Source organism: Bradyrhizobium sp., from assembly GCF_049586575.1.
Lineage (GTDB): Bacteria > Pseudomonadota > Alphaproteobacteria > Rhizobiales > Xanthobacteraceae > Bradyrhizobium.
In genome coordinates this window covers 1-12854 of the sequence record NZ_JBAVCF010000276.1, presented here as the reverse complement: position 1 = coordinate 12854, position 12854 = coordinate 1, and the positions used below count along the sequence as shown (strand labels likewise).

Sequence of the window (12854 nt, the reverse complement as noted above, 5' to 3'; positions counted from 1 at the left end):
GTGGCGAACTCACCGGCCACGAACAACGCGCCGGGCGTGAGCCAGCAGGCGCAGCAGGTTCCGCCATTGCCGGCCCCGATCGAGGTGCGGCCCGCACCAACGGTGGCGCGCCCGGCCAAGCCTCGGCCGCCGCTCGTGCTGACGCCGTCAGTGCCGCAACCGTCGTTCTAGGGTCTTGCCGAACCCGCTTTGGCGTTTGCGTCTTGTTACGACTGCGCCTTTTCAAACCGGGGCAGCCGCTCACATACGTCCATGTAAAAAACGGGCCTTTCCCGGTTCCACCATCACGGGTACCGTGCCGACCGGTTTGCGCTACTGCGAACGTTCTTCTGGTGCCGGCGTGCTGCATGACGCTCAATGAAATCTGTCATTGGATCGACCAGACGGCGTTGAGCCAGTGGATCCAGATTGCCGGCTGGGTCGTGCCGACCGTGCAGACCATCCACATCCTGGCCATTGCCGTGGTCGCCAGCTCCGCGCTGATGCTTGATTTGCGACTGGTCGGCGTGTTCTGGGCCAACAGGCCGGTTGAAGCCGTGAAGGCGCGGTTTCTGCCGCTGATATGGTGGCCGTTGCTGGTCTTGCTGACCACGGGGATCATCATGATCGCGGCGGAGCCGGCGCGGTCGCTGAAGAACCCGGCGTTTCAGATCAAGATGCTGCTGCTGATCGCGGCGCTAAGCGTCACCTGGCTGTTTCAGTTTCTTCACCGGCGCAATGCCGCGTTCGGCGATGTCACCGGACCTCGCGCGGCCGCCGTGACGCTTGCCATCGTCTCGATCCTGTTGTGGTCCTCGATCATCTTTGCCGGGCGCTGGATCGCCTATTTCGCCTGATCCACATGTCACATCACAGGGGTTCTTTCAGTGGAGATTGATCGTGCCCTTGAGTGGTTGCAAACCACCCCCATCGCCATCACGGTCGCCGAGAACGACGTCCTGTTTCCGTGGATCGAGTCCGTTCATGTCTTGGCGATTGTGCTGGTGGTCGGAACCATCTCGATCGTCGATCTCAGGCTATTGGGCATAGCCTCGCTCGATATCAGCGCCCGCCGGCTGATGCGCGATGTCATCCCCTACACCTGGGCGGCGTTCGCGGCGGCCGCGATCACCGGTTCGCTGATGTTTTCATCAGATGCGACGCACTACGCCCATAACCGTTTGTTTCAGATCAAACTTGTCATGCTCGCGCTGGCCGGTTTGAACATGGCCGCATTTCACCTTTTTGGCGAGCGCGATATCGAACGCTGGGATGCGCCGGGAGCAACACCGCCGATGGCCGCAAAGGCGGCGGCTACTATTTCGCTTCTGGCGTGGATCACGGTCGTCTCGCTCGGCCGCGGCACAGGTTTCACCATGCACTAAGTTCTGTCCAGGTTTGACGGAGTTGCCGACCCTTCTTTAGATCACTCTTTTCTTCCGGAGAAATGCACGTGAAATCGGCTCCAATAGGTATCGCCTTTGTTGCTCTCTTGGCCCTGGCGCTGGCGCCGTCGATGGCCAACGCGCAAGCGCCGCAAAAAGCGCCGACGGTGATCAATCCGCCGCCGACGGCCCAGGACTGGGCTGACATCGCCAAATTGCCGGACTGGAGCGGCGTCTGGAATCCGAAGATCACGGATCAGGACAGGCAGGTCAAAACCAATCCGCCGCCGTGGAACGAGGTCGCCGCCAAGAAGATCGCGCACATGTTCGCCGAGGAAAAGGCCGGCCGCCCGACGCTGATTTTTTCCAATTGCCTTCCCGAAGCACACCCGTCCTGGATGCTGGTCACCCACAACGCCATGGAGATCCTGTTCACACCCGGGCGCGTGACCATGCTTGGCGAATCCGATGGCAACCGCATCCGCCGCATCTACACCGATGGCCGCGGCCATCCGGAAGTTTCCGATCCCACCTTCCATGGCCATTCGATCGGCCGCTGGGAAGGCGACACGCTGGTGGTCGACACGACAGACATTCTTCCCGAGGCGCCGCTCGCCGTCAGCGAAGCGGCGGGGCTGCCGAATAACGGCGACATGCATGTGATCGAGCGGATTCATCTGGCCGACAAGGACATCCTGCACGACGACCTCGAAATCATCGCGCCGCATATCCTCACCCAACCGTGGAAGACGACGCGCATCTTCTTCCGACAGCGCGCGCGCAAGTTCGACATCGTCGAAGGGGTCTGCGCCACCGGCGACCTGGTCGAGCGCGTCAATGCGGATGGCGACCACGTCTTCGTCCCCGTGCAAAAGTCCGAATGGGGCAACACCACAGCGGTTCCGGCGAAATAGCGGACCAAGAACAATTTAGGGAGATGACCATGCGACAACTCTTGAAGTCGATCGGCGCGTTTGCCGTCCTTGCCATCATGGCAGGCGGAGTCTCGCAAGTGGCCGCGCATCATTCGGCGTCGATGTTCGATTTCTCGAAATCCCAGACCCTCAAGGGCAAGGTCGTGGAAATGCGCTGGGTCAACCCGCATGTCACCATCACCATCAACGGATCGGCCAATCCCGCTGAAGCGCCGGCCGACTGGCTGATCGAAACGACAAGCCCCGGCAATCTGGTGCGCGCCGGCGGCTGGCGGCGCGATGCGGTGAAGCCCGGCGACGTGGTCGAGGTCACCTTTCACCCCGAACGCGAGGCCGGCAAGAAGAGCGGCCTGTTGATGGAGATCAAGGCGATTTCGACCGGCGAAGTGTTCACCGCCAATATCCGCGACCAGGAAAAGCCGGGTCTTGAATAAGAATCGGCTTGAGTAAGAATCGCCTTGAATGGGAATTGCCCCGAACTGGATGAGTTCAATGCGTTTTTCTTCCTGGTCGAACCGGATTGCGATGGGTGTGATTGCGCCTGTCGTCGCGTGCCTGGCCGCGCCATCCTTTGCCGAGGATCAGCCGCCGCCAAAGGACACGATCTTCACCCGCAAGGTCGTGATGGGCGAGATCGACATGAACATGGACGAGATCGAAACCATGCTCGCGCCGGAAGGCAAGCTCGTGTTGTCGGACGCGCAGGAGCATGCCGAAGCCATCTCGACCTTGCTGATGGCGTTTCCGCATCTGTTTCCGCCTTCGACCAACCAATGGAGGCAAGGTGCGGAGCGCGATCCCGCCACCGACACCTTCGCCAACCCGGCCATCTGGTCGAATTTTTCCGATTTCTATCGGCGTGCCGGCGAAGCCTCAAAAATTGCCTGGAACGCCAGCCGCGCCAAAAAGCCCGACGAGTTCAGAACGCAGATCAAGGAATTGCGCGCGCGCTGCAACGCCTGCCACGCGCTGAATCTGAAGACGGAGTGAGGCCGCCCGGTCCATCGGCGCGGGAACCCGGGACTCGGTTGGGACCAAGACCTTGCGGCTTTAGACCTTGTCGGCCACGGGCACCTTTGCCTCGGCAGGCGCCGCGGCTGCCTGTGCGCGTGACCGGAAATAGTCCAGCACGAAGAGCCGGATCGCCGACGACAGGTTGCCCTGCTGGCGGTTGCCGTCGATCTCTCCGACCAGTTCGGACAGCGTGATATTCCGCAAGCCCGAAATCTCCTTCATGCCGTTCCAGAATGCTTCTTCAAGGCTGACGCTGGTCTTGTGACCTGCGACCACGATCGATCGTTTCACGACGGGTGACTTCATGATGCGTCCTCACCGTCGATTTGATGCTGATCGAGCAACTCGCGGGCGCGGTCGGCATGCGACTCCTCGAGCGTGCGTTCGGACCGGGTGCGGCCGAACCGCGCGCGATTGGCGGCAGCTTCCTGCTCCGACTGTTCCCGCGCCGCGCGCTTCCTGAATTTCTTTAAGTTGATCAAATCCCCCATGGCGGCCCCCGTCATGCAGATTCGGTCGTCGTTGCGACGATGCACTTATTCGATGAATGTGTGCGGGTTCCAGTCGGACCCAAATTCGGCGGATACGTGCAAGCCAGCTCGATCCTCATTTATGAATTCCCCATTATGACGTCTGATCGCAAATGTCGTGCTTATGTCGTACCTTGATTTTTCGAAATAATTTTTGCTCTACCATGGCGAAGCGCAGCGGTAAAAGCCAGTGAAGCATAATTCTTTAGACGATACGAAGGGCGGCTTGTTGTTGCGTTGCATGGCATCTCGACAAGCCATGCCGTAATTATCCGGGGTGTGTCATTTTGCGCGGCTTGACCAGCCGGTCGAACTCGTCGGCAGAAACAAAACCCAGCCTGACAGCCTCCTCTTTCAACGTCGTGCCACGCGCATGTGCTGATTTGGCCACTTTAGCGGCATTGTCATAGCCGATCTTCGGGGCGAGCGCGGTCACCAGCATCAGCGAACGCTCCATGAGCTCGTGAATGCGTTTTTCGTCGGCGCGTATTCCTTCGACGCAGTGCTCGGTGAAGGAGCGGACCACGTCGGCCATCAATTGTATGGAATTCATCATACAATATACCAGCACCGGTTTGTAGACGTTTAGCTCGAAATGGCCCTGGCTGCCCGCCGTGGTGACGGCCGTCTGGTTGCCGAACACCTGGCAGCACACCATGGTGACCGCTTCGCATTGCGTCGGGTTGACCTTGCCCGGCATGATCGAGGACCCCGGCTCGTTCTCGGGCAGGATCAGTTCGCCGAGGCCGGAGCGGGGACCCGAGCCGAGTAACCGGATATCGTTGGCGATCTTGAACAGGCCGGTGGCGGCGGCGTTGATCGCGCCGTGGGCGAACACATAGGCGTCGTTGGACGCGAGCGCCTCGAACTTGTTGGCGGCGCTGGTGAACGGCAGACGGGTGATTTTGGCCGCGTGGCGGGCAAACGTTCGGGCAAACTTCGGCTTCGAATTAAGCCCGGTGCCGACCGCGGTGCCGCCTTGCGCCAGCGGATAAAGTTCTTTCAGCGCCACGCGTATCCGCGCAATGCCATGCTCGACCTGGGCGGCATAGCCGGAAAATTCCTGTCCCAGCGTCAGCGGCGTTGCATCCTGGGTATGGGTGCGGCCGATCTTGACGATGTGGGCAAACGCCTTCTCTTTCCGCCGCAACGCGCGATGCAACATCGTCAACGCCGGAAGGAGGTCGTGCGTGATCGCGATCGCGGCGGCGATATGCATCGCGGTCGGAAACGAGTCGTTGGAAGACTGGCTCATGTTGACGTGATCGTTGGGATGCACCGGCGCTTTGGTGCCCAGTTTGCCGCCGAGCAATTCGCTCGCGCGATTGGCGATCACCTCGTTGAGGTTCATGTTGGTCTGGGTGCCGGAGCCGGTCTGCCAGACCACCAGCGGGAAATGATCGTCGAATTGGCCGTCGATCACCTCGCGCGCGGCGCGGATGATGGCCCGGGCGCGGCGCTGGTCGAGCAGGCGAAGTTCGCGGTTGGTTTCGGCGGCGGCCAGCTTGACGATGCCGAGCGCGCGAATGATCGGCATTGGCATCCGGTCGTGGCCGATGCGGAAATTCTGCCGGCTGCGCTCGGTCTGCGCGCCCCAATAACGCGTGGCGTCGACTTCGATCGGGCCGAAGCTGTCAGTCTCGGTGCGTGTCGCCGATTTTGACGGGGATGAAGATTTCGATCGGGCCATAAATCACTTCTATGGACTATAGGCGCCAGAGCAATTTCTACCGAGCAAAACGAGCGGGCGATCGTGGCCCCCACGCCAATATTTATTTCTTACGGAAGCGATCGAGCCGTACCACCTCGGCTCCCTCGGTGGGCTTGGCCGGTGCGTCCTCGTCCTGGGCCTGCTTCGCAGGCGTTGCCAAAGCCACCGCCGGGGCTACCGGCGCTTCAGGCTTTTCATCGGCGGCTGCGGCCGCGCCATCGGTGGTTTCGAATTGCAGGCCGAATTGCACGGAAGGATCGAAGAAGCTCTTGATGGAGCTGAAGGGAATCACGAGGCGCTCGGGGATGCCGCCAAACGACAGGCCGACCTCGAAGCGATCTTCCGTCACCACCAGATCCCAGAACTGGTGTTGAAGGATCACGGTCATCTCTTCCGGATATTGCGCCAAAAGACGCGGCGACAATTTCACACCGTCGGCGGTCGACACGAAGGTGATGAAGAAATGATGGTCGCCCGGCAGGCCGTGCTCGGCGGCGTCGGTCAGCACACGACGTAATACGCCGCGCAATGCGTCGCGGGCCAGTACGTCGTATCGGATGTGATCGGTCGCCATGATCGGTCCTGTCGCGTAATTTGAAAGTCGTTTGCCCGCGAAAGCCTGCTGGGAGGCCGGCGTCCGACTCGGGGCGAGTTCTCCATGGTACCCCGCCTCATCGCCGAGGTCAGCAGCCTGTAGGCCCGGCCAATTGTCACAAATAAAGAAAGTGGAGGCTTCTGTTGCCAGGTGCCTCCGAACCCCGCCTAACGGAGCTTAACCCGTTAGGACTTCAAGATGGTCTTTCAAACTGCGTTACGCAGCCTGAGCAACCGGAGCATAGTTGTCGTTTGCAACTATTGCATGGCCCGATATCGGCGGAACCATACCGAGAAAAAACACGCCCTTTACGCCCTCGTCGATCCTGTTTCGCCCCCGCCGAAACCCGCCGCGAACGGGCCGGGCTTTGGTGGAGGCGCCGGGTACTGCCCCCGGGTCCGAATGGTTTATTACGACGGCAATTTATTTCCATAGCCGGCGAACCGGCACCCCCAATATAGGCAGCAAAGGTCGAGAAAGACAGTGCCGGAAAAAGTTGTTGAAGCACATGGTTTTGGGGAAACCGGCCGCCGGAAGGGTGGATATGCCGGAATAAGGGTTGGCCGCCCGCGGACCTCCCTTTAAACCTTGCCTATGCCCCCGGATTCGTCACCGGCCGCCATCGCGGCGCCGGATCTCTCCCAATCGCCGCCCAGCCTGATCGAGCTTTTTGTCGCCTTCGCCAAGATGTCGCTGGCCGGCTTTGGCGGCGTCCTGGTGTGGGCGCGCCGCGCCATCGTTGATCAGCACAAATGGATGACGGCTGACGAATTCAACGAGACCTTCGCGCTGTGCCATTTCTTGCCGGGCCCCAATATCGTCAACCTCACCTTTGTGTTCGGATCGCGCTTTCGGGGATTGGCCGGGGCGGTCGCGGCGTTTTCCGGCCTGGTCGGCCCGCCAGCCCTGATCATGGTCGTGATGGGCGTGCTCTACCACCGCTACGGCGAGATCGACGCACTGCGGCGCATTCTTTCGGGCGTGGCCTGTGCCGCAATCGGGTTGATGCTTGCGGTGGTGTTCCGGATGATGACGCCCCTGCTCAAGCGGCGTGACGTGATCGGGCTGCTGGTGATGGTCGCGGTGTTCATCGCGATCGGCGTGCTGCGGCTGCCTCTGGCGGCGGTCCTGCTGGCAGCGATTCCCATCTCGATCGCCATCACCTATGCGATGCGGAAGAACAAGGAGGCGGCATGAATTCCGACGCCAATCCGGTGCTGACGCTGGCGTGGACCTTTGCCGTGATGTCGCTGTTTGCCATTGGCGGCGCCAATTCGGCGATCCCCGAAATGCACCGCGTCGCGGTCGACGTGAACCACTGGCTGACCGACAAACAGTTCACCGATGTCTATGCGATTGCCCAACTCTCGCCCGGGCCGAACGTCCTGATTGTCACCTTGATCGGCTACTCGGTGGCGGGCCTGCTCGGTGCGCTGGTCGCCACGCTTGCGATGTGCGTGCCGACCGCGGTGCTCGCCTTGATTGTCAGCCGATTTCTGACGCGATCGAGCCATGCGCGGTGGCCCGGCATCATCCAGGCGGCGCTGGTGCCGCTCTCGATCGGGCTGATGGGCGCCAGCGGCTTCATTCTCGCGCGCACCTCGGACCGGACCGTGGTTGCGGTCCTGGTCACCGTTGGCGCCGCGTTGCTGGCCTCGGTGACCAAGCTCAACCCGCTCTGGATGCTAGTAGTTGGCGGGTGCCTCGGTTTTGCCGGCCTGATCGGGTGAAAAACCGAGGTCCGTCAGGCCGGTTCCGATGTTGCCTGACGAGAGCCGGATGCTCATTTTTCAGGGTATAAAGGGTGGGTGAAGGCGAATCGCCGTATTGAAGGCTGACCCTCGCCGCTAAAACTCGCCGATCCATCGAACGTCATCAGAGCCGCCCGCGAAACGCCCATGATTCAGTATCACGACCTGCTCGAACGGATTCTGGCCGACGGCGTCGAAAAGTCCGACCGCACCGGCACCGGGACGCTGTCGGTCTTCGGCCACCAGATGCGTTTCAATCTGGGCGCGGGCTTCCCGATGCTGACCACCAAGAAGCTGCCGCTCAAGGCCATCATCCATGAGCTGTTGTGGTTTCTCAGGGGCGACACCAACATCAAATATCTGCACGACCATGGCGTCTCCATCTGGGACGAATGGGCCGACGCCAATGGCGATCTCGGCCCGGTCTATGGTTCGCAGTGGCGTTCGTGGCCGGCGCCGGATGGGCGCAAGATCGACCAGATCGCGAACGTGGTCGAGATGATCCGGCGCAATCCGGATTCGCGGCGGCTGATCGTCAGCGCGTGGAATCCGGCCGAGATCGACCAGATGGCGCTGCCGCCCTGTCACTGCCTGTTCCAGTTCTACGTCGCCAACGGCAAACTGTCCTGTCAGCTCTACCAGCGATCCGCAGACGTGTTTCTCGGCGTGCCCTTCAACATCGCCTCTTACGCGCTGCTTACCATGATGGTGGCGCAGGTCACCGGATTGAAGGCCGGCGACTTCGTTCACTCCTTCGGCGACGTGCATCTTTATTCCAACCATATCGAGCAGGCGCGGCTGCAACTGACGCGTTCGCCGCGAGCGCTGCCGGTCATGAAGATCAATCCCGCCGTGAAGGATGTCTTTGGCTTCCGCTTCGAGGATTTCGTGCTCGAAGGTTACGACCCGTACCCGCACATCAAGGCCGAGGTTGCCGTTTGAGCTTACTTATCCGTCGCGCGCGGCCGGAGGAAGCAGGTGTCGTGCTCTCGCTGGTCCGCGAACTCGCCGAATACGAAAAGCTGTTGCACGAGGTCGAAGCCACGGAAGCGATGATCGCAGACGCGCTGTTTGGTGAAAGTCCGCGCCTGTTCTGCGAACTCGCCGAATGGGACGGCAAGGTCGCCGGTTTCGCCGTCTGGTTCATCAACTTCTCGACCTTCTCAGGCCGCTCCGGAATCTATCTGGAGGATTTGTTCGTGCGGCCGGCGTTGCGCGGCAACGGCATCGGCAAGGCGCTGCTTGCGCATCTTGCCAGGGAGTGCTTGGCGAATAACTGGTCGCGCCTGCAATGGTCAGTGCTCGACTGGAACGAGCCTTCCATTGCATTCTACAAATCGCTCGGCGCAGTCATGATGGACGAGTGGACCATCTGCAAGGTCGCGGGTCCCGCGCTGACGTCACTGGCGGAAGGCCGGCGATGATGCGGATCACGCTCATCGTCGCCGTCGCAGACAATGGCGTGATCGGCGCTGACGGTGCGATTCCCTGGCGGCTCAAGACCGACCTGCAACGCTTCAAGGCATTGACAGTTGGCAAGCCGGTCGTGATGGGCCGCAAGACCTTCCTCTCGCTGCGCCGGCCCTTGCCGGGACGCACCAACATCGTCATGACGCGGGATGCGAATTTTCGCGGCCCAGGTGCGGTCGTGACGACGTCGCTCGAACAGGCCTTGGCCGTCGCGACCGGCGATGCGCTGCGGCGTTTCGTCACTGAAATCGCCGTGATTGGCGGGGCGGAAATCTACGCCCAATGGATCGACCGGGCTGAGCGGCTGGAGATCACCGAGGTTCACGCGACGCCTGCGGGCGATACGCGCTTTGGGCCGATCAATAAGGCCGTCTGGGAGGAGGTCGCACGGGCTGAAAATCCAGCCGGTCCCGACGATAGTGTCGCCTTTTCCTTTGTCACATACGCCAGGCGCTAGTGCCCACCTTCCGAAGTTCGTGTTACATCTCAGCGCACACCTTTTCACGAACTTCGGAAAGTTATGGCACTAGTAAACCTATTGATTCCAGTGCGTTCCCGGATCGGATTCGCCGCTTGTGGTGCAGGAACGTCAAATAGGCGGCACTAGCCGCATTAACCGCGTCGCCCAATGTTTACGTTGACAATCAGGGCTTCCGGCATAGCTGTCTCGGGCTAAAGGCGCGCGTTGTAAGGGCAGGGGGTGTCCCCTATAAAGCCCTCGCGGACGCTGCGGGACGGGGCTTGTTGGCCCCCAGCCCCCTGCCGAAGGAGAGATTGAATGGCGTGGAAGAATCAGGGCGGAGGCCCCTGGGGTTCGGGTCCAAAGGGGCCGTGGGGCTCAGGCCCGCAGCCGGCCGGGCCAAGGCCACCCGATCTGGAAGATCTGCTCCGCCGCGCCCAGGACCGCCTGCAACAGTTTCTGCCGGGCGGCTATTTCAGCGGGCTCGGCATCGTGCTCGCGCTGTTGGCCGTGGTCGTGATCTGGGGTTTTTCCGGACTGTTCCGCGTTCAACCCGATGAACTCGGCGTCGTGCTCCGTTTCGGCAAGCATGTGCGCACGGTTGGACCCGGGCTGAGCTATCATCTGCCTTATCCGATCGAGACCGTGCTGCTGCCGAAGGCGTTGCGCGTATCGACGCTCAATATCGGCTTTACCCTCGACGACTCGCCGCGCCGCACCCGTGACGGCAGGCGCGACATTCCGGAAGAAAGCCTGATGCTGACCGGCGACGAGAACATCGTCGACGTCCAGTTCACCGTGCTGTGGCGCATCAAGCCGAGCGGCGCGGCCAATTACCTGTTCAACATCCAGAATCCCGAAGGCTCCGTGAAGGCCGTGGCCGAAAGCGCGATGCGCGAAGTCGTCGGCCATTCGAACATCCAGGGCATTCTGACCAACGACAAGGACAAGATCCAGCTCGAGGTGCAGGAGCTGATGCAAAGGGTGCTCGACGGTTATGGTTCGGGCATTCTCGTGCAGCAATTGCAGATGGGTAACGTCAATCCGCCGAATGCTGACGTGATCCAGTCCTTCAATGACGTGACCAACGCGAAGACCGAACTCGAGAGCTTGCAAAACGAGGCGCAGACCTACGCCAACCGCGTGGTGCCGGAAGCACGAGGCAAGGCGGCGCAGATCACTCAGGCCGCTGAAGGCTACAAACAGCAGGCCGTTGTGGAAGCCAGGGGCCAGAGTGCGCGCTTCCTGAAAGTGTACGAGGAATACAAGAAGGCGCCCGATGTCACCCGCGAGCGCATCTATCTCGAGACCATGGAACGCATCCTCGGCAATTCCGACAAGCTGATCTATGACGGCGGATCGTCGGGGCAGGGTGTCGTGCCATATCTGCCCTTGAACGAATTGTCGACGCGGCGGCCGCCGCCGGCCAGCCCGCAGCAACAGCAGGGCACGGGAGGCGCACGATGAGGTCCCCCGTCACCGGCATTCTGGCGCTGCTGCTTCTGCTGCTCTTGCTGATCGTCGGCTACAGCTCGGTCTTCACCGTGCAGCAGACCGAGCAGGCCCTCGTGGTGCGCTTCGGCGCGCCGGTCCAGGTCGTCACCGATCCCGGCCTGCATTTCAAGGTGCCGTTTACCGACACCGTGATCCCGATCGACAAACGCATCCTTGATCTGGAAAATCCGGCGCAGGAAGTGATCGCCTCGGACCAGAAGCGGCTCGTGGTCGATGCGTTTGCGCGCTATCGCATCAAGGACGCGCTGCAATTCTACCAGAGCGTCGGCAGCATCCAGGCCGCCAATCTCCAGCTCACCACGTTGCTGAATTCGGCGCTACGCCGTGTGCTCGGCGAAGTCACCCTTATCCAGGTGGTGCGCGACCAGCGCGAAGCGTTGATGGGACGAATTCGCGATCAGCTCGACCACGAAGCCGGTAACTACGGCATTCAGGTGGTTGACGTTCGGATTCGCCGCGCCGATCTGCCCGATCAGAACAGCCAGGCGGTCTATCAGCGCATGAAGACCGAACGGCAGCGCGAGGCCGCCGAGTTCCGCGCGCAGGGCAACCAGAAGGCGCAGGAGATCCGCTCCAATGCCGACCGCGAGTCGACGGTGATTGTGGCCGAAGCGAATTCGAAGGCTGAGCAGATTCGCGGCGAGGGCGATGCCGAGCGCAATCGGCTGTTTGCCGAGGCGTACGGCCAGGACCCCGATTTCTTTGCCTTCTACCGTTCCATGTCGGCCTATGAAAACGGCTTCAAGAGCAACGATACGCGCTTCCTGTTGCGCCCCGATTCCGATTTCTTCAGGTTCTTCGGCGGCGCATCCGGCAAGCCGTCTGCTGCACCCGCAGCGCCGGCGGCTCCGGCGAAGCCGTAAATTTCAAAGCCAGGCCGAAGCGAACCTCGCTTCGGCTCGAAAAGAAAAATTCAAGCGGGAGGTTTTCATCCGATGAGGTCCATAGCGTTCGCCGACTTCCTCATCGGCTTGGGAATCCTGTTTGTGATCGAAGGTCTGATGTTCGCGGCCACCCCGACCTGGCTCAAGCGGGCGATGAAGAGCGCGCTCGTGACGCCCGATCATATTCTGCGAGCGGTCGGCATCGGATCGGCGGTCGCCGGTTTGATTCTGATCTGGCTGGTGCGCCGGTAGCAGGTCTCGCACTGCCGATTTCCCGGGCGCTTCTGCTGGATTTGGCGCCGTCTGTTTTTCGCCGAAATGCTAGGTTCAAATGCTTGCGCGGCACACCGCATCGGGCGCAGTGTTGACGCCAGATTCCGCAGATTCCGTCCGCTTTTGACCGGAGAGATTCGATATGACCGTTGCAACCTATGCTTCGCGCCATCGCCTGCGCCCCCTGTTGGCCGCGGCATGTCTTGGGGCTGCGACCGTTTTCGTGTCGGCGCTTCCCGCGCTGGCGCGCGGACCCGACGGTATCGCCGACGTTGCCGAGAAAGTGATCGATGCGGTGGTCAACATTTCCACCACACAAACCGTCGAGGCCAAGGGCGGTCCAGGCGAGGGC

Annotated in this window: 17 protein-coding genes, 1 other RNA gene and 1 pseudogene; 14 read left to right on the top strand and 5 right to left on the bottom strand. The window is 61.3% G+C overall.

The features are described 5' to 3' along the window. Positions 1-347 precede the first annotated feature (347 nt). The 5 genes from WB528_RS10695 to WB528_RS10675 all read left to right on the top strand — a co-directional run bounded on the left by WB528_RS10695 (position 348) and on the right by WB528_RS10675 (position 3289). Entirely contained in the window at positions 348-836 is a 489-nt protein-coding gene (locus tag WB528_RS10695) for a DUF6644 family protein (RefSeq protein WP_423888385.1), read from the top strand. Positions 837-866: 30 nt separating this feature from the next. Next, positions 867-1364 carry a DUF6644 family protein gene (locus WB528_RS10690; protein WP_423888384.1) on the top strand — a complete coding sequence of 166 codons (498 nt, stop codon included), beginning with the start codon at positions 867-869 and terminating at the stop codon, positions 1362-1364. 68 nt (positions 1365-1432) lie between these two features. Next, positions 1433-2278: a hypothetical protein gene (locus tag WB528_RS10685; protein ID WP_423888383.1), complete on the top strand. Its 846-nt coding sequence runs from the start codon at positions 1433-1435 to the stop codon at positions 2276-2278. Between the two features lie 29 nt (positions 2279-2307). Further along, positions 2308-2733 (top strand): DUF6152 family protein, encoded by a 426-nt coding sequence (locus WB528_RS10680; RefSeq protein ID WP_423888382.1) that lies wholly within the window; start codon positions 2308-2310, stop codon positions 2731-2733. A 58-nt stretch (positions 2734-2791) separates the two neighbouring features. Continuing rightward, a complete protein-coding gene (locus tag WB528_RS10675; protein WP_423888381.1) occupies positions 2792-3289 on the top strand; it encodes a cytochrome c in 498 nt (165 codons plus the stop codon). A gap of 60 nt (positions 3290-3349) precedes the next feature. Here WB528_RS10675 and WB528_RS10670 read toward each other — a convergent pair whose 3' ends face one another. From WB528_RS10670 to ssrA, 5 genes are all read right to left on the bottom strand, one after another. After that, on the bottom strand, positions 3350-3619 hold the full coding sequence (locus WB528_RS10670; RefSeq protein WP_423888380.1) for a ribbon-helix-helix domain-containing protein: 270 nt from the start codon (positions 3617-3619) through the stop codon (positions 3350-3352). Continuing rightward, positions 3616-3804: a DUF4169 family protein gene (locus WB528_RS10665; protein ID WP_423888379.1), complete on the bottom strand. Its 189-nt coding sequence runs from the start codon at positions 3802-3804 to the stop codon at positions 3616-3618. Before WB528_RS10665 ends, WB528_RS10670 begins: the two co-directional genes overlap by 4 nt. Before the next feature lie 307 nt (positions 3805-4111). Beyond that, positions 4112-5533 (bottom strand): class II fumarate hydratase, encoded by a 1422-nt coding sequence (fumC, locus tag WB528_RS10660; protein WP_423888378.1) that lies wholly within the window; start codon positions 5531-5533, stop codon positions 4112-4114. Positions 5534-5615: 82 nt separating this feature from the next. Continuing rightward, complete coding sequence (locus tag WB528_RS10655; protein WP_423888377.1) at positions 5616-6128, bottom strand: SspB family protein; 513 nt, start codon at positions 6126-6128, stop codon at positions 5616-5618. Positions 6129-6278: 150 nt separating this feature from the next. Continuing rightward, positions 6279-6636: a transfer-messenger RNA gene (gene ssrA / locus WB528_RS10650) on the bottom strand. Between the two features lie 107 nt (positions 6637-6743). Between ssrA and WB528_RS10645 the strand changes: the two genes are divergently transcribed. The 9 genes and pseudogenes from WB528_RS10645 to WB528_RS10605 all read left to right on the top strand — a co-directional run. Then, complete coding sequence (locus WB528_RS10645) at positions 6744-7346, top strand: chromate transporter (RefSeq protein WP_423888376.1); 603 nt, start codon at positions 6744-6746, stop codon at positions 7344-7346. After that, a complete protein-coding gene (locus WB528_RS10640; protein ID WP_423888375.1) occupies positions 7343-7879 on the top strand; it encodes a chromate transporter in 537 nt (178 codons plus the stop codon). Before WB528_RS10645 ends, WB528_RS10640 begins: the two co-directional genes overlap by 4 nt. A gap of 168 nt (positions 7880-8047) precedes the next feature. Further along, positions 8048-8842, top strand: a complete 795-nt coding sequence (locus WB528_RS10635) for a thymidylate synthase (protein ID WP_423888374.1) — start codon at positions 8048-8050, stop codon at positions 8840-8842. Beyond that, positions 8839-9324: an N-acetyltransferase family protein gene (locus WB528_RS10630; protein ID WP_423888373.1), complete on the top strand. Its 486-nt coding sequence runs from the start codon at positions 8839-8841 to the stop codon at positions 9322-9324. Before WB528_RS10635 ends, WB528_RS10630 begins: the two co-directional genes overlap by 4 nt. Continuing rightward, positions 9324-9827 carry a dihydrofolate reductase gene (locus WB528_RS10625; RefSeq protein WP_423888386.1) on the top strand — a complete coding sequence of 168 codons (504 nt, stop codon included), beginning with the start codon at positions 9324-9326 and terminating at the stop codon, positions 9825-9827. Before WB528_RS10630 ends, WB528_RS10625 begins: the two co-directional genes overlap by 1 nt. 321 nt (positions 9828-10148) lie before the next feature. After that, positions 10149-11297, top strand: coding sequence for an FtsH protease activity modulator HflK (gene hflK / locus WB528_RS10620; protein ID WP_423888372.1), 1149 nt, complete (start codon positions 10149-10151; stop codon positions 11295-11297). Then, positions 11294-12208: a protease modulator HflC gene (gene hflC, locus WB528_RS10615; protein ID WP_423888371.1), complete on the top strand. Its 915-nt coding sequence runs from the start codon at positions 11294-11296 to the stop codon at positions 12206-12208. Before hflK ends, hflC begins: the two co-directional genes overlap by 4 nt. 72 nt (positions 12209-12280) lie before the next feature. After that, positions 12281-12481, top strand: coding sequence for a DUF2065 domain-containing protein (locus WB528_RS10610; protein ID WP_423888370.1), 201 nt, complete (start codon positions 12281-12283; stop codon positions 12479-12481). A 163-nt stretch (positions 12482-12644) separates the two neighbouring features. Next, positions 12645-12854 (top strand): annotated as a pseudogene (locus tag WB528_RS10605) (serine protease); the annotation flags it as partial.

Bases quoted from the DNA above. Each gene is read 5' to 3' on its own strand.
- WB528_RS10695 (WP_423888385.1), top strand. From the start codon at position 348: ATGACGCTCAATGAAATCTGTCATTGGATCGACCAGACGGCGTTGAGC.
- WB528_RS10655 (WP_423888377.1), bottom strand. From the start codon at position 6,128: ATGGCGACCGATCACATCCGATACGACGTACTGGCCCGCGACGCATTG.
- WB528_RS10680 (WP_423888382.1), top strand. From the start codon at position 2,308: ATGCGACAACTCTTGAAGTCGATCGGCGCGTTTGCCGTCCTTGCCATC.
- hflK (WP_423888372.1), top strand. From the start codon at position 10,149: ATGGCGTGGAAGAATCAGGGCGGAGGCCCCTGGGGTTCGGGTCCAAAG.
- hflC (WP_423888371.1), top strand. From the start codon at position 11,294: ATGAGGTCCCCCGTCACCGGCATTCTGGCGCTGCTGCTTCTGCTGCTC.
- WB528_RS10640 (WP_423888375.1), top strand. From the start codon at position 7,343: ATGAATTCCGACGCCAATCCGGTGCTGACGCTGGCGTGGACCTTTGCC.
- WB528_RS10610 (WP_423888370.1), top strand. From the start codon at position 12,281: ATGAGGTCCATAGCGTTCGCCGACTTCCTCATCGGCTTGGGAATCCTG.
- WB528_RS10645 (WP_423888376.1), top strand. From the start codon at position 6,744: ATGCCCCCGGATTCGTCACCGGCCGCCATCGCGGCGCCGGATCTCTCC.
- WB528_RS10625 (WP_423888386.1), top strand. From the start codon at position 9,324: ATGCGGATCACGCTCATCGTCGCCGTCGCAGACAATGGCGTGATCGGC.
- WB528_RS10675 (WP_423888381.1), top strand. From the start codon at position 2,792: ATGCGTTTTTCTTCCTGGTCGAACCGGATTGCGATGGGTGTGATTGCG.
- WB528_RS10665 (WP_423888379.1), bottom strand. From the start codon at position 3,804: ATGGGGGATTTGATCAACTTAAAGAAATTCAGGAAGCGCGCGGCGCGG.
- WB528_RS10670 (WP_423888380.1), bottom strand. From the start codon at position 3,619: ATGAAGTCACCCGTCGTGAAACGATCGATCGTGGTCGCAGGTCACAAG.
- fumC (WP_423888378.1), bottom strand. From the start codon at position 5,533: ATGGCCCGATCGAAATCTTCATCCCCGTCAAAATCGGCGACACGCACC.
- WB528_RS10635 (WP_423888374.1), top strand. From the start codon at position 8,048: ATGATTCAGTATCACGACCTGCTCGAACGGATTCTGGCCGACGGCGTC.